Here is a 20,884-nt window from a genome sequence, read left to right on the forward strand (position 1 = left end):
CTCTTTCGCAATCGCGCAGTGCGTGCCTGTGCGAATGTGGCCACACTTTTCACTGCCCTGCTGGCTTGTTCCCCTTCCCACGCTGCCGGTCCCGATTGCTCGCGTCCCTATACGCTGGCGCTGCACGATCACGGCCTGCTCTACTCGGCGGCCACCGATACCGGCATCGACAAGGATTTCGCCGATGAGCTGATCCGCCGCAGCGGCTGCAAGGTCAATGTCAGCCTGATGTCGCGTGCGCGCATCTGGCAGCTGATCGAATCGGGGGCACTCGATTTCAGCCTGTCCGGCATTACCAATCCGGAACGCGACAAGTTCGCCGCCTTCGCCTGGTACTTCAGCAACAAGTACTACCTGCTGGTGCGCAAGGATGCCGGCATCACTCAGCTGGCCGACGTCGCGCGCAATGATCGTTTCCAGCTCGGCGTCATCCGCGGCTTCCGCTACAGCAGCAATGCCAACCGCATGGTGGACCAGCTTACGGCTGCCAATCGCGTTACCCTGGCCGGTGGCCTGGAACCGCTTTATGAAGCGCTGCTGCAGAACCGCATCCAGGGCATGATCATGGAGCCCTTCGATTACCCGGTCGTGGAAGAGAAACGCATTCGCGAGGCCACCACCATCATCAGCTTCGAGGATCCTTCCGTACCGCACGGTCTGATCATGTCGCGCAAGGCGCTTGCGCCGGCCGAGCTGGACAAGTGGCGCGCCCTGGTCAACGGCATGCTGGCAGACGGCACGGTGCTGCGCATCTTCCGCAAGTACTTCAATCCTGAACTGGCGGCAGCCATGGTCGAATTCCAGAGCAAGCCGTGAACTGGATACGCCAGATCCTGCTCCCCGTCATCATCCTGGCCACAGGATTGGGCGTCACCTGGACCGCATGGGACCACGAGCGCGAAGCCGCCGCCAAGGAAGTCCACACGCAGTTCGCCTCAGTGCTGCGCGAGACGGTCAGCCGCATCGAGCAGCGCATGGCGTCCTACGAACAGATGCTGCATGGGGTGCAGGGCCTGATCTCGGCCACCGGCAACATCGACCGCAACCAGTTCCGCGATTACGTTGACGCGCTCAACCTGGACGCCAATTTCTCCGGTATCCAGGCCATCGCCATCGAAGAATGGGTACCGGCTGCGCAGCTCGACGCGCATCTGGCCCGCATGGCGCGCCAGGGTGTGGCCGATTACAAGATCCGTCCGAGCGGCAGCCGCACTGCCTATGCCCCGACCATCCTGCGCGAGCCCTATGTAGGCCGCAACCGCATCGCCTTCGGCAATGACCAGTGGGCCGATCCGGTGCGGCGCGCCGCCATGGAAAAGGCGCGCGACTCCGGCATGGCGACCGTCTCCGGCAAGATTGAACTGAGTAATGAAGGGCCGGCAGCACCCGCCTTCATGATGTACCTGCCGCTGTACGAGCGCAGCAAACCGCAGTCCACCATTGCCGAGCGCCGCGCCAGCCTGATCGGCTGGGTGCATGCCGTTTTTCGCATGAGCGACGTGATCGCCAGCCTGTATGGCGAAAACAGCCGCACCATTGCCTTCACCCTCTATGACGGCGTGACCCAGGAAGCGCAAGCCCTGCTCTACCAATCGCCGCTGGCCAGCGGACCGATGCATCGCCCGCGCCTGCAGGCCGATGAATACCTGGTGGTGGCCAACCACAACTGGACGCTCTCCATGAGCACCACCGATGCCTTCACCGCCCAGTTCGGGCGCAATGCCGAGCAGCTCATCGCCGTCACCGGCATCGCCATGAGCGTTACGCTGGCGCTGCTGGCCTGGCTCATGATGTCCAGCCGCAAGCGCGCGGTACGCCTGGCGCAGAAGATGACCGTCGAGCTGCGCGCCAGCGAAGAGCAGTTCCGCGCCATCGCCGATTGCACCGTCAACTGGGAAGTCTGGTGGGGCCTGGATGGCCGTCCGCGCTGGATCAATCACGCGGTGCGCGACTACACCGGCTATACCGTGGAGGAATGCCTCTCCATGCCGGACTTCATCGGCAGCATCGTCCATCCGGATGACGAGCGCCGCATCCGCGCCGAACTGGCGCGCTGCATGGATGGCCAGAAGCGCGAAGACGTGGAATTCCGCTGCGTACGCAAGGATGGCACGGTGTTCTGGCTCTCGCTGTCGTCGGCCCCGATTGCCGATGCCCAGGGCAGCTTCACGGGCTTCCGCACCAGCGCGCGCGACATCACCGACCGCAAGCAGATTGAAGCCGAACTGCGCATCTCGGCGGTGGCCTTCGATTCGCGCGAAGGCATGCTCATCACCGACGCCAACAGCAAGATCCTGCGCGTGAACAAGGCCTTCACGGAGATCACCGGCTATACCGCCGAGGAAATCGTCGGCAAGCACCCCAACCTGCTGCGCTCGGACCGCCACGGGCCGGCCTTCTTCCAGGAGATGCGCGAGAGTGTCCGGCGCTTCGGCAAGTGGCAGGGCGAAATCTGGGACCGCCGCAAGAACGGCGAGGTCTACCCCGAATGGCTGACCATCTCCGCCGTCAAGAACAAGGACAACCAGGTCACCCACTACGTCAGCACGCATCACGACATCAGTGACCGCAAACTGGCCGAGGAGCGCATCCGCGAACTGGCCTTCTTCGATGCTCTCACCCGCCTGCCCAACCGCACCCTGCTGCTGGACCGCCTCAAGCAAGCCATCGCGCTGTCGCTGCGTACGCGCACCTGCGGTGCGCTGCTGTTCATCGACCTGGATCACTTCAAGACGCTCAACGACACGGTCGGCCACGAAAAGGGCGACACCCTGTTGAAACAGGTGGCGCAGCGCCTGCTGGCCAATGTCCGTGAAAACGATACGGTGGCACGCGTGGGGGGTGACGAATTCGTGGTGGTGCTGGAGGGGCTCAACGACACCCAGCAGGAAGCCGCGACCCAGACCCGCACCATCGGCGAGAAAATCCTGGCAGCACTGGGCCAAACCTACCAGCTCGACGAGGTGGAATACCGCACCACCGCCAGCATCGGCGCCACCGTCTTCCTGGGCCGTGCGGCCTCGGTGGATGAGCTCATGAAGCAGGCCGACCTGGCCATGTACAAGGCCAAGGAAACCGGCCGCAATGCGCTGCGCTTCTTCGATCCCGCCATGCAGACGGCCGTGCTGGAACGCGCCACGCTGGAAGCCGGCCTGCGCAAGGCCATCGAGGGCAACCAGCTGCTGCTGCATTACCAGCCGCAGGTGGTCGAAGGCGGCCGCGTCACGGGTGCCGAAGTGCTGGTGCGCTGGCAGCATCCGCAGCGCGGCATGGTGCCACCGGGCGACTTCATTCCGCTGGCCGAAGAAACCGGGCTGATCCTGTCACTGGGCAACTGGGTGCTGGAGACCGCCTGCACGCAGCTGGCCACCTGGGCCAAGCGGCCGCGCATGGCCGAGCTCAGCATCGCCGTGAACGTCAGCGCGCCGCAATTGCGCGAGCATGATTTCGTGCAGACCGTACTGGACATCATCGACCGTACCGGTGCCAATCCGCGCCGCCTGAAACTGGAGCTGACCGAGAGCCTGCTGGTGGACAACGTCGAAGACATCATCCAGAAGATGTTTGCCTTGAAGGCTTACGGCGTGGAGTTTTCGCTGGACGATTTCGGTACCGGTTACTCCTCGCTGTCCTACCTCAAGCGGCTGCCGCTGAATCAGCTTAAAATCGACCAGTCTTTCGTGCGCGATGTCCTGATCGATCCCAACGACGCCTCGATAGCCAAGACCATCGTCAACCTGGCCCAGAGCCTGGGACTGGGGGTGATCGCCGAGGGCGTGGAAACCGATGCCCAGCGCTCCTTCCTGGCCGATGCCGGCTGCCATGCCTACCAGGGCTACTACTTCTGCCGGCCGGTGACGGTCGAGGCCTTCGAAAAATTCGCTCAGGACCGCGATCTCCACATATCCGTTGCCTAGGAGTCCGATCTCATGAGTCACGCTTTGTCCGCCTTCGCCATCAATCAAAAATGGCCGGCGCAACATCCCGACCGCATCCAGCTGTATTCGCTGCCCACGCCCAATGGCGTGAAGGTCTCGATCATGCTGGAAGAAACCGGCCTGCCCTACGAGGCTCACCTGGTCAGCTTCGAGACCAATGACCAGCTGTCGCCGGAATTCCTGTCGCTCAATCCGAACAACAAGATCCCCGCCATCATCGACCCCAACGGTCCCAATGGTGCGCCGCTGCCGCTGTTCGAATCGGGCGCCATCCTGCTCTATCTGGCCGAGAAGACCGGCCAGTTCCTGCCGGCCGATCCCGCTGCGCGCTATCAGGTGATCCAGTGGGTGATGTTCCAGATGGGCGGCGTCGGTCCGATGTTCGGCCAGCTCGGCTTCTTCCACCGCTTTGCCGGCAAGGAATACGAAGACAAGCGTCCGCGCGACCGCTACGTCAACGAATCCAAACGCCTGCTGGGCGTGATGGACAAGCGCCTGAGCCAGAGCCAGTGGCTGGCTGGCGATGCGTATTCCATCGCCGATATCGCCACCTTCCCGTGGATCCGCAATCTGATCGGCTTCTACGAAGCGGCCGAGCTGGTCGGCTTCCAGGACTTCCCCCATGTGGCCCGTGCGCTGGAAGCCTTCGTGGCCCGTCCGGCCGTGGTGCGCGGTCTCAACATCCCGGCGCGCGGTTGACCCGCCCCGCGTTGATGGCCAGGTCCGGGGCGCAGGGTGTAAATCGCTTTGCGCCACCGTGGCCTGCACGTTAACATGGCGTCCATTCCCGCGACCGCATCCTGCCTGCCATGACGAACCGCTTTCCGTCTCGCCCACCTGATCGCGCCCGCCGCTTGCGCCGCCACTTGCTGGCAGCGCTGTGCGCACTGTGCGCACAGCCGCTGCTGGCCAGCCTGCCGGCACAGGCGATCGATCTTTCCTTGAAGACGATCCGCGTCGGCAATCTCTCACGCGCCTATTTTTCCGAACGCAATGCCGTCGGTGAACCGCAGCCGCTGATCGTCGCACTGCACGCCAGCGGTTCCAGCGGCTCGCTGATGGCGCGCGCTACCGGACTGACCGAGATTGCCGAGGCGGCGGGCTACATGATCGTTTACCCCAACGGCACCGGGCTGGCCATCGACGCCCGTACCTGGAATTCCGGCGGATGCTGCGGTTACGCGCAGATGCACAAGGTGGATGATGTGGCCTTCCTCCGCGCCCTGATCGACAAGCTGGTCAAGGATGGGCTGGCCGATCCGCAGCGCATCTACCTGGTGGGCGTGTCCAATGGCGGCATGATGGCCTATCGCATGGCCGCCGAAGCGCCTGAACTGTTCAAGGCAGTGGCGGTGGTCAGCGCGGTGCTGGATGTGCCGCCCGAGGCCGTCAAAGCCCCCATGCCGCTGCTGCACATCCATGGCAGCGATGATCCCTTCATTCCCTTCCTGGGCGGCATCGGCAAGCAGGAAGTCTCGCAGTTGCCGCGCATCTCGGTGGCGCGCAGCATCGAAGCCTTCGTCAAGGCCGATGGTGCCAACCCGCGCCCGACGGTCACTGACATTCCCGATACCGCCAACGATGGCACCACCATCCGCCAGTACACCTATGCCAGCAAGAGCGACCCGCAGGCCGTGGTGCTCTACGAGGTCAAGGGGGGCGGCCATGCCTGGCCGGGTGGCGTAGTGCCCATCGTCAATGGCGGCAAGTCTTCGCAGAACCTCGATACCTCGCGCACCGTCATCAACTTCTTCAATGCCCACGGCGGTGGCCGCCAGAACGAGCAGGTCGATGAAAACCTGCCACCGGGAGCAACGCCGCTGCCCGCCGCCGCGCCTGCGACCACGGTCACGCCGACGGGCGCTGCTCCGGCCAAGCCTCCTGTGCCGGCTGCCCCGGCACCGACACGGCCCGGCATGAAGGGCCTGTCGCCCGGCTGATGCGCCATCGCAGGTCAAACCGCACTATCATAGGCCCCAGCGTTCAACCCTCCCGCCAAGACAATGAAAAGACTCCTGACCAGCATCCTGATCGCCATCGTCCTGTATTTCCTGCTGCCGTGGATCGGCAAGCTGATTCCGCACTACCGCCTGGCGGTCATCTGCATTACGGCGGGCATCGTTTCCTTTGCGGTCTCGGCGCTGATGGAAAAGATCTGATCCCGTCCGCCTCAGCGCAACCCGCCAACGACAACGGCCGCAACGTCTTCACGTTGCGGCCGTTTCGTTTCATCACTTCAATTCAAATCAAAACCGGCGAGCTTCAGCACTCACCCTTGCGCGCATGGCCCGGCGGGCAGTCGCGCCCGCGTCCCGGACCACGGTGGTCGTCATCGCCATCATCATGACGCGGACCCCTTCCCGGCGGCGGACCACCGCGCCAGCCACCGCGATCCAGTTCCCAGCCGCGCGGTCCCTGGCGCCAGACCGGCTGCGCATAGACGTAGCCGGGACGCTCGCGCACCCAGTGGCCTTCGCGCCAGATGTGGCGGTAGCCATCCCAATCCCAGAAGCCGGGCGCCCAGACATAGCCATGGCGCGGGGGTGGCAGCGGTTCAGCGCGCGGCGGCGGCGGTGCGCCGATGTTGATGTTCACGGAGACTTGCGCTTGGGCAACCGGCAGCACCGCTGCCGACGCGCCCAGCGCGATGAGGCTGGCGAATATTATTTTTTTCATCATATAGAACAGTCAGGGGGTGAAGAGTGTTGTATGACACACGCCAGGCCGATGCAGTTCCAGCCTTTACACCGGCCCGGCGCGCGGCCTTCAGCCGCCCTTGGCGTTCTTGAACATGGTCTTGATGCCACGGATGGCCTGGCGGATGCGCGATTCATTCTCGATCAGGGCAAAGCGCACGTACTCGTCGCCATATTCACCAAAACCGATGCCGGGCGAGACGCAGACCTTGGCCTGTTCTAGCAGGATGCGCGAGAATTCGAGCGAACCGAACTGGCGATACGGTTCCGGGATGCGCGCCCAGATGTACATCGAGGCCTTGGGCACATCGACCATCCAGCCCGCCTCATGCAGGCCCTTGACCAGCACGTTGCGGCGTTTTTCGTAATTGGCGCGGATCTCCTCCACGCAGGACTGGTCGCCTTCCAGCGCCGCAATGGCTGCCACCTGCACCGGGGTGAAGCTGCCATAGTCGTGATAGCTCTTGATGCGCGCCAGCGCCGCCACCAGGCGCGCATTGCCGACCATGAAGCCGATGCGCCAGCCGGCCATGTTGTAGCTCTTGGAGAGCGTGAAGAATTCCACCGCGACCTCCCGCGCACCCGGCACCTGCATGATGGACGGCGCTTTCCAGCCATCGAAGGTGATGTCGGCATAGGCCAGGTCATGCACCACCAGGATCTGGTGTTCGCGCGCCAGCTTGACCACCCGCTCGAAGAATTCCAGCTCCACGCATTGCGCGGTCGGATTGGAGGGAAAGCCCAGGATCATCATCTTGGGCTTGGGATAGCTCTCCCGCACCGCGCGTTCGAGTTCATCGAAGAAATCCACGCCCGGGCTCATGCGCACCGAGCGAATGTTGGCACCGGCAATCACCGCACCATAGATGTGGATGGGGTAGCTGGGATTGGGCACCAGCACGGTATCGCCCTTGTCGAGGGTAGCCAGCATCAGGTGCGCCAGCCCTTCCTTGGAACCGATGGTGACGATGGCTTCGCTGTCGGGATCGAAGTCGACTTCGTAGCGGCTGCGATACCAGTGCGCAATCGCCCGGCGCAGACGCGGGATGCCCTTGGAGGAGGAATAGCCGTGGGTATCGGGCCGCTGCGCCACTTCCACCAGTTTCTCGACGATGTGCGGCGGCGTGGGGCCATCGGGATTGCCCATCGACATGTCGATGATGTCCTCGCCCCGGCGACGCGCGGCCATCTTGAGTTCGGCAGTGATGTTGAAGACGTAGGGCGGCAGGCGTTCGATGCGCGGGAAGCTGACCGGGAAGGCGTCCGGGGAAGTAGCAGGAGAAGAGGATACTGCAGGCGTGCGCGAGGGATCGCGCGAATCGGCGGATTGCGTCATGGGTGTCTTTCACGTCAGCGCCCGGAACCGTCCGAGCGACGTTGGAACCAATGTTCCGTTGCCGATTTTATGCGCGAAGCTTCACGTGCACAAGCGCAAACCCTGCTTGAAAGCCTGATTCCAGACATCAATCTTCATTTACCCGCCATATCCCACTCAACCACCTACCGTTCGGACTGAGTAGGCCCGGCAGGGCCGTATCGAAGGCGCACCGACGCCGCCGCTTTTTTCATGATGAATCGCGGGAGGAGCGCCTTCGATACGCGGCTGCGCCGCTACTCAGTCCGAACGGTAGAGGGTGAGCGCAAGGGAAATCTCTGCCCGTCCTATTCGTATTTGCGGGCGTCCTCAATGACCTTGCCATCGTTGGGCAAAGTCCCCGGCGCCACCAGCAACACATCCCCTCGCAGCTTGGTCACCTCGCGCAGGCTACCGGCCAGCGCATTGACATCGATGGCCGGATCTTCCGGGTCCCCCACTTCGCAATGCAGGGTCATGATGTCATTGGCCATCTCGCCCGACACCACCAGCCGCGCCCGCAAGACATCGCCATGGCGGCGCAGTACGTCCGCCACCTGCGAGGGATGGACGAACATGCCGCGCACCTTGGTGGTCTGGTCGGCGCGCCCCATCCAGCCCTTGATGCGGGTATTGGTGCGGCCGCAGGGAGAAATGCCCTGCACCACCGCCGACAGATCCCCGGTCCCGAAGCGGATGAGCGGATAGTCGGGATTGAAGGACGTCACCACCACCTCGCCGACCTCCCCTTCGGCCACCGGATCGCCGGTGCCGGGCCGCACGATTTCCAGGATCAGCGATTCATCCAGCACCATGCCGGGATGCACCGCGCCCTCGCTCATGGTCTCGTAGGCGATGTTGCCGATGTCGGCCGAGGCATACAGCTGCAGCACCTGCGGCACGCCGTGTTCATGGAACCAGCTGCGCAGCGAAGGCGGCAGCGCTTCGGCGCTGACCAGGGCGCGCTGCACGCTGCTGATATTGGCGCCCATCTCGCGCGCCTTCTCGATGATGATCTTCAGGAACGAGGGCGTGCCGACATAGGCATCCGGCTTCAGCGCTACCATCGCATTGACCTGCAATTCGGTCTGGCCGATGCCGGCCGGGATCACCGCACAGCCCAGCCGCGCCGCCGCGCCCTCGACCATGAAGGCCGCCGGCGTGAAGTGATAGGCGAAGCAGTTCTGCAGGATGTGCCCGCCCTGCAATCCCAGCGCCTTCATAGGACTGGCAAAACGCCACCAGTCCGCCCCCTGCCCCTCGGGATCGAAGATCGGGCCGGGCGACACGAAGAGCCGCCGCAACTGCCGCGCCGGGGTCGTGTTCAGACCGCCGAAGGGGCTCTCGCGGGTCTGCAGTTCCTTGAGGTCGGACTTGCGCGTCACCGGCAGTTGCGCCAGCGCCGCGCGCGAGGTGATCGCCGCCGCGTCCACGCCAGCGAGAATGCGCGCCCAGCCCGGCGCACTTTGCGCGCGCGCCACCAGTTGCGGCAAGGCGCGCATGAGTGCTTGCTCGCGCTGCTGCGGATCGCGCCGCTCCAGCGCATCCAGTTCGGCCAGTACCTGTGTCGGATCGGACATGATGCCCTCCCCTTACGCCAGCCAGCGCTTGCGGCGGCGATAGAACTTCATGTCGCGGAAATTCTTGCGGCCGCCACCGGAGACGCCCAGATAAAATTCCTTCACATCTTCGTTATCGGCCAGTTCACTGGCCGCACCTTCCATCACCACGCGGCCGTTTTCGAGGATGTAGCCGAAGTCGGCATAGCGCAGCGCCACCATGGTGTTCTGCTCGGCCAGCAGGAAGGAGACTTTCTCCTTGCTGTTCAAATCCTTGACGATCTCGAAGATCTCTTCGACGATCTGCGGCGCCAGCCCCATCGAGGGTTCATCCAGCAGGATCATGGAAGGCTTGGCCATCATGGCGCGGCCAATGGCCGTCATCTGCTGCTCGCCGCCCGAGGTATAGCCGGACTGCGATTTGCGGCGCACCTTCAGGCGCGGGAAATAATCGTAAATCTTTTCCAGTTCGTGCTTCACTTCGGCGTTGCTGATGCCGCGCGTGTAGGCACCGGTCAGCAGGTTCTCTTCCACCGTCAGGTGACCGAAGCAATGCCGTCCTTCCATCACCTGGATCACCCCGCGCTTGACCAGGTCATTGGGCGTCATGCGGTCCACGCGCTCGCCCCGGAATTCGATGCTGCCCTTGGTGACGTCGCCACGCTCGGCGTGCAGCAGGTTGGAGATGGCCTTCAGGGTGGTGCTCTTGCCGGCGCCGTTGGCCCCGAGCAGCGCCACGATCTTGCCTTCCGGCACGTCCAGCGAGACGCCCTTCAGGACCAGGATCACGTGGTCATAGATCACTTCGATGTTGTTGATGGCCAGCGCCTTGGCCACCGCTGCCGTAGCGGCGGAAGGCGCGGCACTGGTCTGGATCGGTGTGGCATTCATGGTCGTTCGCATTCCCAAAAAAGCACCGGCGGCCGTGGGAGACGTGCAGAGCCGCCGGCGCAAGCGCCTACTTCATGCAGGCAGGAGTGATGCCTTTTTCTTTTGCGTATTTCGCGGCCGAGGCCTTGAAGAGCGGGTGGATCAGGTTCTTGTTGCCCTCGATCCAGTCCGACACCAGCACCCACTTCGTGCCATCCCATTGCTGGATCTTGACCTTGCCCGAGCCCTCATGGTTGTCGCACGAGGTCTTGATTTCAGGCAGCAGGCCGGTCGCCCCCAGGGCCTTCAGACGGGCATCGGTGATGTTGAGGTTTTCAAAGCCCCAGCGCACCTGCTCGCCGCTCATGACCTTGCCCTTGCCGTATTTGTCCTGGGCCGTGCGCACCGCTTCCACGGTGGCAATGGCCGCCGAGACGCCCCGGTTGTAGAGGATGGAGCCGAGCTTGTTCTTGTCCTGCATGTTGCCCTTGCCCGCGCCATAGACCACCTTGTCGATGTCGGCAATCACGGGGACATCCTTGCCGGCCACGTTCCAGGTGGCCGACAGGTAGCCCTTGGCGGCGTCACCGGCGGGGATGGTGTCTTCTTCCGAACCAGCCCACCAGGAACCGACGATCTTGTCACGCGGATAGCCGACCTTCTGCGCGGCCTTCAGTGCGGTCTGGTTCATCACGCCCCAACCCCAGAAGATCACGTAGTCCGGGTTCTCCTGGCGGATGCGCAGCCACTGTGCGCCCTGCTCGTTGCCGGGGTGGGCCACCGGGATTTCCACCAGCTTGAACTTGCCGATGGAGGACTCCGCCTGCAGCGCCACGATGGGTTCCTTGCCATAGGCCGAGTCGTGATACAGGAACACGATCTTCTTGCCCGCCAGCGAACCATTGTTCTTGCCGGCCAGGTATTTCACGATGGCCGAGACCTGCATCTGGTAGGTGGTCACCAGCGGGAAGGCATACGGGAACACCGAGCCATCCACCGCATCGGTACGGCCGTAGCCGATCATCACCAGGGGTACCTTGTCCTCGGCGGTCTTGTCGATGAGCGCATAGGAGATGCCAGTGGCCATGGGGTTGATGGCGGTGCCGCGCGTGACCTGGTTCTTGTTCTTCATGCGCTCGTAGCACTCCACGCCCTTGGCGTTGTTGTACTCGGTCTCGCACTCTTCCCAGGACAGCTTGACGCCGTTGACGCCGCCTTCCTTGAGGTTGATGTAGTTGAGGTAATCGACATAGCCGCCGTAATACGACTGGCCATTGGTGCCATACGGCCCGACCCGGTAGCTGGGGATGGCGATGAACTGGTCGCTGGCCTGCGCCAGGACCGGCGCCGCCGGGGCCAGCAGGCTGGCGGCGCAGGCGGTGGCCAGCAGCCACTGCCGCAGATGCTTCATGGTTTTCATGGTCTCGTCTCCTTGTTGTTGTCGTTGCCGACTTTGATCGGAGACCGGTGTTCCGGTCTCCGCCTACCTCAATCCGGTCCTTGCGGCGCTCAGTGCGGGAACGGCCACAAGCGCAGTTTTTCCTTGGCGATCTGCCACAGCCGCGCCAGCCCGTGCGGCTCGGCGATCAGGAAGAAGATGATCAGGGCACCGAAGACCATCATCTGGATATGCGAGACCGTCGCGTTGGTGAACGGCAGGTGCAACAGCGACGCCAGCGGCGGCAATGCGTTGTCCAGGAAGATCGGCAGCAGCAGGATGAAGGCCGAGCCCAGGAAGGAACCGAGGATGCTGCCCACGCCGCCGATGATGATCATGAAGAGGATGCGGAAAGACAGGTCCAGCGAGAAACCGTCCGGCTCCACCGAGCCCAGGTAGCAGAAGGCATACAGGGCACCGGCCACGCCGCAGTAGAAGGAACTCACGGCAAAGGCGGTCAGCTTGGTGCGCATGAGCGGGATGCCGATCACTTCGGCCGCCACGTCCATGTCGCGCACGGCCATCCAGGCGCGTCCCGTGGAGGAGCGCACCAGGTTCTTGGCCACCAGCGCCAGCACGCTCACCACGGCCAGCACGAAGAGGTATTTGCGCACCGGAGTATCGATGGCGATGCCGAAGAAATCGATCTTGGGCGTGCTGATCACGCCGGATGAAGAATTGTTGGAGAACCAGGGAAACTTGGTCAGTGCCCACACCACGAAGAACTGCGCCGCCAGCGTGGCCACGGCCAGGTAGAAGCCCTTGATGCGCAGCGAGGGCAGCCCGAAGAGCACACCCACCATGGCCGCACAGGCCCCCGAGAGCAGCAGCGTGGCAACGATGGGAATACCCTCGACGCGCAACTGGAAGTTGTAGGCCGCATAGGCGCCCACGGCCATGAAGGCCGCCGACCCCAGTGAAAGCTGGCCGGCGTAACCGGTCAGCACGTTCAGGCCCAGTGCGGCCAGCGCAAACACCAGGAACGGCACCAGGATGGCCGAGAACCAGTATTCACTGCCCAACAGCGGCACGCCCACGAAGGCGAACACCATGAAGAGCGTGAAGATGATGCGATCCTGGCGGATCGGGAAGATCTGGCTGTCGGCGATGTAGCTTGTCTTGAATTGTCCTGCTTCACGGTACAGCATTGCGTTCTCCTTGTTCCTGCATGACACCCGTGGCGACATATCGCCAACCTTGGAATCAGCAGATTGTCATACGCGGTCGATATGGCGCTCGCCAAACAGTCCCTCCGGTCGCACCAGCAGGAACAGCAGCGCGAACACGTAAGGGAACCAGCCTTCGATGCCACCGAAGTTGCCGCCGAAGGCATCCTGCATGACCGGCGGGATATAGATCTCGGCCAGTTTCTCGGAAGCACCGATGATGAGCCCGCCCACGATCGCCCCGGGAATCGAGGTGAAGCCCCCGAGGATCAGCACCGGCAGTGCCTTCAGGGCCGTCATGGTCAGCGCGAACTGCACGCCATTGCGCGAGCCCCACAGCAAGCCTGCAATCAGCGCCACGAAGCCGGCCACGCCCCACACCACGGCCCAGATGTGCTGCAGCGGAATGCCCAGTGACAGCGCCGCCTGGTGATCATCGGCCACCGCGCGCAGGGCGCGGCCGACCTTGGTCTTCTGGAAGAACAGCGCCAGTGCCGCCACCAGCGCCACTACCATGCCGGAGGCGAAGAGGTCGAACTTGGAAATGCCGATACCGATGCTGTCCATCACCGACTGGATCGGTTCATCGACGATGCCCAGGTCGATGGGCCGCACCTCACTGCCGAACAGCAAGGGCCCCAGCCCTTCGAGGAAGAAGGTCAGGCCGATGGTGGCCATGAAGAGCGTGATGGGCGGCTGGTTGACCAGCTTGCGCAAGACGAAGCGCTCGGTGGCCAGACCCACCAGGATCATCACCACGAAGGCGCCGATGATGGCCGCCCACATCGGCATGCCCTTCTCCATCAGGCCCACCACCGCCAGCGCGGCGAAATACACCATCGCGCCCTGGGCGAAATTGAAGACGCCGGAAGCCTTGTAGATCAGTACGAAACCCAGCGCCACCAGGGAATACATCAGCCCCGAGAGCAAACCGCTCAGGGTGACTTCGAGGAAGAATTGCATGTCGTCTCCTTGCCTGCCATGTCCATATTTTTTTAATTATTTATATTGTTTTCACATTCAGTGGGAAGTCCCGAGATAAGCCTTGATGACTTCCGGATTGCTCATCACCTCATCGGGCGTGCCGTCGCCGATCTTCTTGCCGTAGTCCAGTACCACGACGCGGTCGGAGATATCCATGACCACGCCCATGTCGTGTTCGATCAGGACGATGGTGGTGCCGAACTGGTCATTGACGTCGAGGATGAAGCGGCACATGTCCTGTTTTTCTTCCACGTTCATGCCGGCCATGGGTTCATCCAGCAGCAGCATGTGCGGCTCGGCCGCCAGTGCGCGCGCCAGTTCCACGCGCTTTTGCAGGCCGTACGGCAGGCGTCCCACCGGGGTTTTGCGGATGTGCTGAATTTCAAGGAAATCGATCACTTCTTCGACTTTCCGCCGATGTTCGATTTCCTCGTTGCGGGCCGCGCCCCACCACAGCGCATTGGAAAACAGCCCCGAGCGCATCTTGGTGTTGCGGCCGGTCATGATGTTGTCCAGCACGGTCATGCCCTTGAAGAGCGCGATGTTCTGGAAGGTCCGGGCGATGCCCTGGCGTGCGATGCTGCTGGGATGCATGCCCAGGCGCGGCTGGCCGCGATAGAGGATGCTGCCCTTCTGCGGATGGTAGACGCCGTTGATGACGTTGATCATCGAGCTCTTGCCGGCGCCGTTGGGTCCGATGATGGCGCGGATCTCATGCTCGCGCACATCGAAGGAAATATCGGTGAGCGCCTTCACCCCGCCGAAGGACAGCGAAATGTTCTGCAGGTCGAGGATGACCTCGCCGATACGGCGGCCATTGGCGGCAACCGCAGGGGCTTCGTCATCGGGGCTGGTCACGGGCGGCAGGCCCGCGGGCAGGATTTCGGAAGACAGGTGTCGTTTCATGGTCGGATTCATTCAGCAGTGGTCTGGTCGGGCTACGCTGCAAGCCGGCAGCGATGAAGCCGCCGGGACGGGACTGCGTGCTGCTCAGGCGGCGCTTTGCAGCGTCTTGAAGGTCTTGGCGTCGGCAATCCTGAGGTCGGCCGAGATCATGCCCTGGCGGCCATCCTCGAACTTGACCTGGGTCTCGATGTACTGCGACGCATGGCCCGCATAGAGCGCCTCGATCAGGACCGCATACTTGTCGGCGATGAAGCCGCGCCGGACCTTGCGGGTGCGGGTCAGCTCCTCGTCATCGGGATCGAGTTCCTTGTGCAGGATCAGGAAGCGATGGATCTGCGAATCGGCCAGCAAAGGATCGGCCACCAGGTCGGCGTTGACCTTTTCCACGCATTCACGCACCAGGTCGTAGACCGCCGGATTGGCGGCCAGGTCGGTATAGCCGCTGTAGGGAAGATTGCGGCGCTCGGCCCAGTTGCCCACGGCATCCATGTCGATGTTGATGAAGGCCATGCATTGTTCGCGGCCATTGCCGAAGGTCACCGCTTCCTTGATGAAGGGGAAGAACTTCAGCTTGTTCTCGATGTACTTGGGCGCGAACATGCTGCCGCAGGCCATCTTGCCGACATCCTTGGCGCGGTCGATGATTTTCAGGTGGCCGTCGCTGTCGAAGAAACCTGCATCTCCCGTGTGGAAGTAGCCGTCCTGGTCGATGGCTTCGGCGGTGGCATCGGGCCGCTTGAAATATTCCTTCATCAGGCCCGGAGAGCGCACCAGTACTTCGCCATTGGCATCGATGCGCACTTCCACGCCCTTCATGGGGCGGCCCACGCTATCGAGCTTGACGTCGCCCGAGGGCTGCATGCACACCGTCACGCAGGTCTCGGTCATGCCATAGAGCTGCTTGAGGTTGATGCCCAGCGAACGATAGAAGTCGAACAGGTCCGGCCCGATGGCCTCGCCGCCGGTATAGGCCACGCGCAGGCGCGACATGCCGAGCACGTTCTTGAGCGGTCCATACACCAGCAGGTCGCCGATGGCGTATTGCAGGCGATCCACCAGCGACACGCCCGGCTTGCCATCGAGGATGCGCATGCCGACCCGGCGCGCCACCTTCATGAAACCATGGAACATCTTGCGCTTGATCCAGCCGGCGTCCTCAATGCGGATCATCACCTGCGTGAGGATGTTTTCGTACACGCGCGGAGGCGCAAAATAATACGTCGGGCCGATCTCGCGCAGGTCCGTCATCACCGTATTGGGCGACTCCGGGCAATTGAGGCAGAAGCCGGCCACGTGCTGCTGGGCGAAGGAGTACAGGAAGTCACCGACCCAGGCCAGCGGCAGATAGCAGAGGATATCGTCGTTCTCATCGAGATGATCGAACTCCACCAGCGTGGTGGCCGTGGTGATCATCGCGCGGTGCGAGTGGCACACGCCCTTGGGCTTGCCGGTGGTGCCGGAAGTGTAGAGGATGATGGCCACGTCATCGGGCGAACCCGCCGCCACCTCCTGCTCGAAGTAACCCGGATGCGCACGTTCGTAAGCGCGGCCCAGTTCCTGCACGCGGGCGAAGGACAGCAGCTCGGGCTGGTGGTAGTTGCGCATGCCGCGTTCGTCGTCATAGATGACGTGGGCGATGCGGGGCAGGTTTTCCTTGATCTCGAAGACCTTGTCGACCTGCTCCTGGTCTTCGGCCATGACGAAGTCGACGTTGGCGTCGGCCAGCACGTAGGCCATGTCGGCCGCAGGCGCATCCTGGTACAGCGGCACCGGCATGCCACCCAGCGCCTGGGCCGCGCTCATGGCCCAGTACAGGCGCGGGCAGTTGTTGCCGATGATGGCCAGGCTCATGCCGCGCTTGAATCCCAGGGCCGCCAGGCCGCAGGCAAAGCTGCGCACCTCGTCGGCCACCTGGCGCCAGGTCGTGGTCTGCCAGATGCCCAGGTCCTTCTCGCGGAAGGCCGCCCGTTCGGGCCGTCGTTGGGCATGCGCCAGCAGCAGCCGCGGAAAGGTCGCGGCTTCCTTGTCTTGTCTCGTCTCCACCATTTCCCACCTTCTTGTGCAGGTTCGAAAGATCCGTTTCCTTCATGGGATTGCATGAGGATACGAACCCGGTGTCGGATCAGTCTGTGCTGCCCGGCTTACGCTGCTCTTACTGCGGCAGTCATTGTGTCGGGCATGCCAGCTGTCCTGTCTCTATGATTGGCCAGACTTTTGCCTGGGCCTTTTTTGCGATGATAGTAGAGGCAGTGGTTGCCAGTGGATGTCATCTCACCGACAATTGACAAAACTTTCGATATTGCGACGCATCATCATGGAGACATCAATTCGACGCATGCTGACCAAGAGCATCTGGGCGCAGGCGCTGACCGAAGAACAGCTGGCCCGGGTGGAAGCCGAGGTGGTCAGCCGCAAGATCCCGGCCGGGGGCTACGTCTGCCGCAAGGGCGATCCGGTGGCGCACTGGATCGGCGTGCACGAGGGCTTGCTGAAGATGAGCAGCGTCTCGCCCGAAGGCAAGACCGTCTCCTTCGCCGGCATGGCCAACGGCGGCTGGCTGGGTGAAGGCTCGCTGCTCAAGGACGAACCGCGCAAGTACGACGTGGTGGCCCTGCGCGAAAGTGAACTGCTCTACATGCCCAAGGCCACCTATCTCTGGCTGCTGGACAACAGCATTCCCTTCAACCGCTTTCTCGTGACGCAATTGAACGAGCGCCTGGCGCTTTTCATTTCGCTGGTGGAATACGACCGCATGCTGGAGCCGGATGCCCGCGTGGCCCGCTGCCTGGCGGCGCTGTTCAATCCCTATCTGAATCCCGGCATCGGGCTGAACCTGCAGATCTCGCAGGAAGAAGTCGGCAACCTCTCCGGCACCTCGCGCCAGCGCGCCAACCAGGCCTTGCAGGTGCTGGAAAAGGCCGGGCTGCTGAAGGTCGACTACGGCAGCATCACCATCAATGACCTGGAAGGGCTGCGGCAATTTCCGGGATGAAACGCTGCTGCGGTCCGGAACCTGAGGACATGAAAAAAGCGCGGCCTGGCCGCGCTTTTTCGTTGGGGTAGCGTCGCTCTCAGGGCGTGGACCGGGCGGGCTCATCCCCGCGCGCCGGACGATTGCGGTTGCGCCAGTAAATGCCGGTATCGGCCACCGTGCCCATGAATTCCTTGGGATCGGTGGATTTGACCACGTAGCCATTGGCACCGAGTTCGTAGCTCTGGTTGATGTCGCGCTGGTCGTCGGAAGAAGAGAACATCACCACCGGAATGTGCGAAGTGGCGGCGTTGGACTTGATGATCTTCAGGAAATCGTGACCGCTCATCAGCGGCAGGTTCAGGTCCAGCAGGATCAGGTAGGGATGCAGATCCTTGCGGCTCGCATATTCCCCCTGGAAAAAGAATTCCTCCGCCAGCTCTGCATCGGCAAACCAGGTCAGCTTGTCAGCCAGCTTGCGGCTGCCCAGCGCCAGGCGTGTCAACTCAGCCACTTCCGGGCTGTCGTCGACGAGGATGATGTCATATTGCTCGATATCCATGGATGGATCGCTTTCTTCAATTAATTTCAAGCTGGAACACTTCTTGTCTGGATGACCACATCCCGGCCACCCTGCATCGCGTTGCTGCCGCCTGCCCCGTCCATCCCCGACGCAGCTGCGGGCAGTGCATTTCACTGCTGCCACTGCCCTGCGGCCTGGTTCCAGCCTCGGCGGTCTGCTTGAAACCAGTACCGACGCCGATCTCCGTACTGTCAGGGGATTATTGCACAGGCATTTTCAAAAAAAATCAGAAATTTCCTGAATGTGAAGATCTCTTCACTCAGGTTTTTTGTCACTTGTCCGGCGTGGCAATGCCGGTACGAATCGCATAGCGCACCAGGCCGGGCACGTCGCGGATGTCCAGGCGCTCCATCAGCTGCGCCCGGTGGGTCTCGATGGTCTTGGCGCTGACGTTCAACTGGTAGGCGATCTCCTTGGTATTGTTGCCTTCGGCAATCAATTGCAGGATTTCGCGCTGGCGCGGGGTGAGCACTTCGACCGGCGTGCCGTTTTGTGCAACACGCTTCATATAGTTATCGAGCGCCTCGCGCGAGATGTGCGAATCCAGGTACTGGCGCCCATGTTTTACTTCATACAGGGCTTTTTCCAGCTCGGTGGCGGCCGAATCCTTGAAGAGATAGCCGTTGGCGCCGGCATTCAAGGCCTGCATGACGTATTCCTCGCTGCCGTACATGGACAGCATCAGGAAGCGGATGGTCGGATACTCGCCCCGCAGGCGGCGCAGCGCTTCCAGGCCGTTCATGCCCTTCATGGCGATGTCCAGCAGCACCAGGTCGGGTTTCAGCTGCGGGATCATCTCGATGACTTCGGCACCGTCGGACGCCTCGCCCACCACCTCCACACCCGGCATGGCGGTCAGCAGTGCCTTGATGCCGCTGCGCACCAGCGCGTGGTCGTCGGCCAGCATGATTCGGGTCAGCATTTACATTCTCCTTACGATGGGGGCGACCGGCAGGTGCATGACGATTTCCGTCCCTGCGCCGGGCGCCGAAGTGATGTCCATGGAACCGCCTACCAGCACCGCCCGCTCTTCCATGTTGAGCAGGCCGAAACTGGTACCGGAAATGGCATTGCTGCGGGCACGCTCGATGTCGAAGCCTTTGCCGTCATCGCGAATGCTCAGGTACACCTGGTCCTGCTGGCGGTCGATCTTGACCCAGATGTTCTGGCACTTTGCGTGGCGCAGGATGTTGGTGACGGCTTCCTGCACGATGCGAAAGGCGGTGTTCTCGATGTCGTGGTGCAATTCTTCATCATGCCCGCTGCTCTCGAACCAGCCGTTCACGTTGGCCAGCTTGGACTTCTGTTCCACGTAGGAACGCAGGGCGGCAATCAGGCCCAGATTGTCCAGCTGCGGCGGGCGCAGATCCAGCGACAGGCTGCGTACCTGGGCCAGCACGGCGGTGACGATGTCGATGCCGTTCTGCAGCGACGGGCCTTCCAGCGAGCCGGTCTTCTTGATGGTTTCCAGGTTGATCTTCAGGGCGGTCAACGACTGCCCGACGTCGTCATGCAAGCCGCGCGCCAGGTGCTGGCGTTCGCGCTCCTGCACCTCGATCACGCGCGAGGACAGCAGTTGCTGGCGCTGGATCGCCAGTTCCAGTTCGCGCCGCGACTGTTCGCGCTCGGTGACGTCGATGGCCAGGCCGGCCACCATGTCGCCCTTGCCTTCCCCACTGATCGGGAAACGCACCACGTCGAGGATGCGCGCATTGTGGTTGTGGTCGAACACGGTTTCCTGGGTGTGCAGCTCGCACTTTTCTTCCAGCACCTTACGATCGTACTCACGCGAGGCTTCGGCCCCGCCCGTGGTCATCAGCTCGGCATCGGTCATGCCATCCATGTCGTGCGGGGTCATGCCGTAGAAGGCCGACTGCGCCGGATTGACGTAGCTGTAGCGCAGCTGCGCATCCTTGATCCAGGTCGGCATGGGAGCCGCATTCATGAAGGCATTGAAGCGCGCCTGCATCTCGCGCAGGGCCTGGGCACTGGCGCGCTGCTTGCGCCGCGCCTGGGCGTCGCGCAGTTCGCGGTCGACCGCGTGCGGCAGGCGGGCGATGGCGCTTTTCAGGAAGTAATCCTGAGCCCCCGCCTTCATCACCTCCACTGCCGTCTGCTCGCCGATCACGCCGGAGACGATGATGAAGGGCGTCTGGTCATTGTCGGCCTTGACCAGCTTCAAGGCTTCGACGCCGGAGAACATCGGCATCGAGTAATCCGAGATGACGATGTCCCAGCGCTGCGCCTGCAGCGCCGCCAGCAGGGCCTGTTCGTCGTCGACCCGTTCCCAGGTCGGATCGAAGCCGCCGCGCTTGAGCTCACGCACCATCAGCACGGCATCTTCTTCCATGTCTTCGACGAACAGTACGCGTAGCGGAATGCTCATGGGACCTTGTTCTCCTTCAGGCTCACGGTTGAG

18 protein-coding genes are annotated in these 20,884 nt (G+C 62.7%); 6 read left to right on the plus strand and 12 right to left on the minus strand.

The window, feature by feature from the left end; all coding sequences use genetic code 11:
- Positions 1–36: 36 nt before the first annotated feature.
- From ACWFUC_RS18845 to ACWFUC_RS18865, 5 genes are all read left to right on the plus strand, one after another.
- The gene (locus ACWFUC_RS18845; protein ID WP_240733717.1) at positions 37–816 is read left to right on the plus strand and encodes a substrate-binding periplasmic protein; all 780 of its coding nucleotides are present in this window, start codon (positions 37–39) and stop codon (positions 814–816) included.
- Positions 813–3,917 (plus strand): bifunctional diguanylate cyclase/phosphodiesterase, encoded by a 3,105-nt coding sequence (locus tag ACWFUC_RS18850; protein ID WP_489622993.1) that lies wholly within the window; start codon positions 813–815, stop codon positions 3,915–3,917. Before ACWFUC_RS18845 ends, ACWFUC_RS18850 begins: the two co-directional genes overlap by 4 nt.
- 12 nt (positions 3,918–3,929) lie before the next feature.
- On the plus strand, positions 3,930–4,637 hold the full coding sequence (locus tag ACWFUC_RS18855; protein WP_039787184.1) for a glutathione S-transferase N-terminal domain-containing protein: 708 nt from the start codon (positions 3,930–3,932) through the stop codon (positions 4,635–4,637).
- A 110-nt stretch (positions 4,638–4,747) separates the two neighbouring features.
- Positions 4,748–5,878 carry a CE1 family esterase gene (locus tag ACWFUC_RS18860; RefSeq protein WP_489622994.1) on the plus strand — a complete coding sequence of 377 codons (1,131 nt, stop codon included), beginning with the start codon at positions 4,748–4,750 and terminating at the stop codon, positions 5,876–5,878.
- A 63-nt stretch (positions 5,879–5,941) separates the two neighbouring features.
- Positions 5,942–6,097: a hypothetical protein gene (locus tag ACWFUC_RS18865; RefSeq protein ID WP_166675069.1), complete on the plus strand. Its 156-nt coding sequence runs from the start codon at positions 5,942–5,944 to the stop codon at positions 6,095–6,097.
- A gap of 103 nt (positions 6,098–6,200) precedes the next feature.
- On the opposite strand, the gene ACWFUC_RS18870 is transcribed toward ACWFUC_RS18865, so the two are convergent.
- The 9 genes from ACWFUC_RS18870 to ACWFUC_RS18910 all read right to left on the minus strand — a co-directional run bounded on the left by ACWFUC_RS18870 (position 6,201) and on the right by ACWFUC_RS18910 (position 16,957).
- Positions 6,201–6,614, minus strand: coding sequence for a YXWGXW repeat-containing protein (locus ACWFUC_RS18870; RefSeq protein WP_371925459.1), 414 nt, complete (start codon positions 6,612–6,614; stop codon positions 6,201–6,203).
- A gap of 90 nt (positions 6,615–6,704) precedes the next feature.
- Positions 6,705–7,970, minus strand: coding sequence for an alanine transaminase (gene alaC, locus ACWFUC_RS18875; protein ID WP_034331604.1), 1,266 nt, complete (start codon positions 7,968–7,970; stop codon positions 6,705–6,707).
- Between the two features lie 326 nt (positions 7,971–8,296).
- The gene (locus tag ACWFUC_RS18880) at positions 8,297–9,568 is read right to left on the minus strand and encodes a phenylacetate--CoA ligase family protein (protein WP_489622995.1); all 1,272 of its coding nucleotides are present in this window, start codon (positions 9,566–9,568) and stop codon (positions 8,297–8,299) included.
- 12 nt (positions 9,569–9,580) lie between these two features.
- Positions 9,581–10,438 (minus strand): ABC transporter ATP-binding protein, encoded by an 858-nt coding sequence (locus ACWFUC_RS18885; RefSeq protein WP_187697641.1) that lies wholly within the window; start codon positions 10,436–10,438, stop codon positions 9,581–9,583.
- A 67-nt stretch (positions 10,439–10,505) separates the two neighbouring features.
- On the minus strand, positions 10,506–11,837 hold the full coding sequence (locus tag ACWFUC_RS18890; protein ID WP_204726489.1) for an ABC transporter substrate-binding protein: 1,332 nt from the start codon (positions 11,835–11,837) through the stop codon (positions 10,506–10,508).
- An 89-nt stretch (positions 11,838–11,926) separates the two neighbouring features.
- Positions 11,927–13,003, minus strand: a complete 1,077-nt coding sequence (locus tag ACWFUC_RS18895) for a branched-chain amino acid ABC transporter permease (protein WP_039787190.1) — start codon at positions 13,001–13,003, stop codon at positions 11,927–11,929.
- A gap of 66 nt (positions 13,004–13,069) precedes the next feature.
- The gene (locus tag ACWFUC_RS18900) at positions 13,070–13,984 is read right to left on the minus strand and encodes a branched-chain amino acid ABC transporter permease (protein WP_013234543.1); all 915 of its coding nucleotides are present in this window, start codon (positions 13,982–13,984) and stop codon (positions 13,070–13,072) included.
- 57 nt (positions 13,985–14,041) lie between these two features.
- Complete coding sequence (locus tag ACWFUC_RS18905; RefSeq protein ID WP_034334319.1) at positions 14,042–14,923, minus strand: ABC transporter ATP-binding protein; 882 nt, start codon at positions 14,921–14,923, stop codon at positions 14,042–14,044.
- Positions 14,924–14,995: 72 nt separating this feature from the next.
- Positions 14,996–16,957: an AMP-dependent synthetase/ligase gene (locus tag ACWFUC_RS18910; protein WP_489622996.1), complete on the minus strand. Its 1,962-nt coding sequence runs from the start codon at positions 16,955–16,957 to the stop codon at positions 14,996–14,998.
- Positions 16,958–17,246: 289 nt separating this feature from the next.
- On the opposite strand from ACWFUC_RS18910, the gene ACWFUC_RS18915 reads away from it, so the two are divergent.
- A complete protein-coding gene (locus tag ACWFUC_RS18915) occupies positions 17,247–17,903 on the plus strand; it encodes a Crp/Fnr family transcriptional regulator (protein WP_489622997.1) in 657 nt (218 codons plus the stop codon).
- A gap of 79 nt (positions 17,904–17,982) precedes the next feature.
- On the opposite strand, the gene ACWFUC_RS18920 is transcribed toward ACWFUC_RS18915, so the two are convergent.
- The 3 genes from ACWFUC_RS18920 to ACWFUC_RS18930 form a co-directional block, all read right to left on the minus strand.
- Entirely contained in the window at positions 17,983–18,444 is a 462-nt protein-coding gene (locus ACWFUC_RS18920) for a response regulator (protein WP_134222571.1), read from the minus strand.
- 292 nt (positions 18,445–18,736) lie between these two features.
- Positions 18,737–19,387 (minus strand): response regulator, encoded by a 651-nt coding sequence (locus ACWFUC_RS18925; protein WP_008329401.1) that lies wholly within the window; start codon positions 19,385–19,387, stop codon positions 18,737–18,739.
- Positions 19,388–20,851 (minus strand): hybrid sensor histidine kinase/response regulator, encoded by a 1,464-nt coding sequence (locus tag ACWFUC_RS18930; protein ID WP_034334328.1) that lies wholly within the window; start codon positions 20,849–20,851, stop codon positions 19,388–19,390. It lies immediately after the preceding gene.
- Between the last annotated feature and the right edge of the window lie 33 nt (positions 20,852–20,884).

The organism is Herbaspirillum sp. Her4 (assembly GCF_057961335.1).

Excerpts from the sequence above, each read along its gene's own strand:
- ACWFUC_RS18880 (WP_489622995.1), bottom strand. The coding sequence starts at position 9,568 with ATGTCCGATCCGACACAGGTACTGGCCGAACTGGATGCGCTGGAGCGG.
- ACWFUC_RS18885 (WP_187697641.1), bottom strand. The coding sequence starts at position 10,438 with ATGAATGCCACACCGATCCAGACCAGTGCCGCGCCTTCCGCCGCTACG.
- ACWFUC_RS18865 (WP_166675069.1), top strand. The coding sequence starts at position 5,942 with ATGAAAAGACTCCTGACCAGCATCCTGATCGCCATCGTCCTGTATTTC.
- ACWFUC_RS18870 (WP_371925459.1), bottom strand. The coding sequence starts at position 6,614 with ATGAAAAAAATAATATTCGCCAGCCTCATCGCGCTGGGCGCGTCGGCA.
- ACWFUC_RS18860 (WP_489622994.1), top strand. The coding sequence starts at position 4,748 with ATGACGAACCGCTTTCCGTCTCGCCCACCTGATCGCGCCCGCCGCTTG.
- ACWFUC_RS18915 (WP_489622997.1), top strand. The coding sequence starts at position 17,247 with ATGCTGACCAAGAGCATCTGGGCGCAGGCGCTGACCGAAGAACAGCTG.
- ACWFUC_RS18925 (WP_008329401.1), bottom strand. The coding sequence starts at position 19,387 with ATGCTGACCCGAATCATGCTGGCCGACGACCACGCGCTGGTGCGCAGC.
- ACWFUC_RS18920 (WP_134222571.1), bottom strand. The coding sequence starts at position 18,444 with ATGGATATCGAGCAATATGACATCATCCTCGTCGACGACAGCCCGGAA.
- ACWFUC_RS18905 (WP_034334319.1), bottom strand. The coding sequence starts at position 14,923 with ATGAATCCGACCATGAAACGACACCTGTCTTCCGAAATCCTGCCCGCG.
- ACWFUC_RS18890 (WP_204726489.1), bottom strand. The coding sequence starts at position 11,837 with ATGAAAACCATGAAGCATCTGCGGCAGTGGCTGCTGGCCACCGCCTGC.
- ACWFUC_RS18900 (WP_013234543.1), bottom strand. The coding sequence starts at position 13,984 with ATGCAATTCTTCCTCGAAGTCACCCTGAGCGGTTTGCTCTCGGGGCTG.
- alaC (WP_034331604.1), bottom strand. The coding sequence starts at position 7,970 with ATGACGCAATCCGCCGATTCGCGCGATCCCTCGCGCACGCCTGCAGTA.
- ACWFUC_RS18910 (WP_489622996.1), bottom strand. The coding sequence starts at position 16,957 with ATGGTGGAGACGAGACAAGACAAGGAAGCCGCGACCTTTCCGCGGCTG.
- ACWFUC_RS18930 (WP_034334328.1), bottom strand. The coding sequence starts at position 20,851 with ATGAGCATTCCGCTACGCGTACTGTTCGTCGAAGACATGGAAGAAGAT.
- ACWFUC_RS18855 (WP_039787184.1), top strand. The coding sequence starts at position 3,930 with ATGAGTCACGCTTTGTCCGCCTTCGCCATCAATCAAAAATGGCCGGCG.
- ACWFUC_RS18895 (WP_039787190.1), bottom strand. The coding sequence starts at position 13,003 with ATGCTGTACCGTGAAGCAGGACAATTCAAGACAAGCTACATCGCCGAC.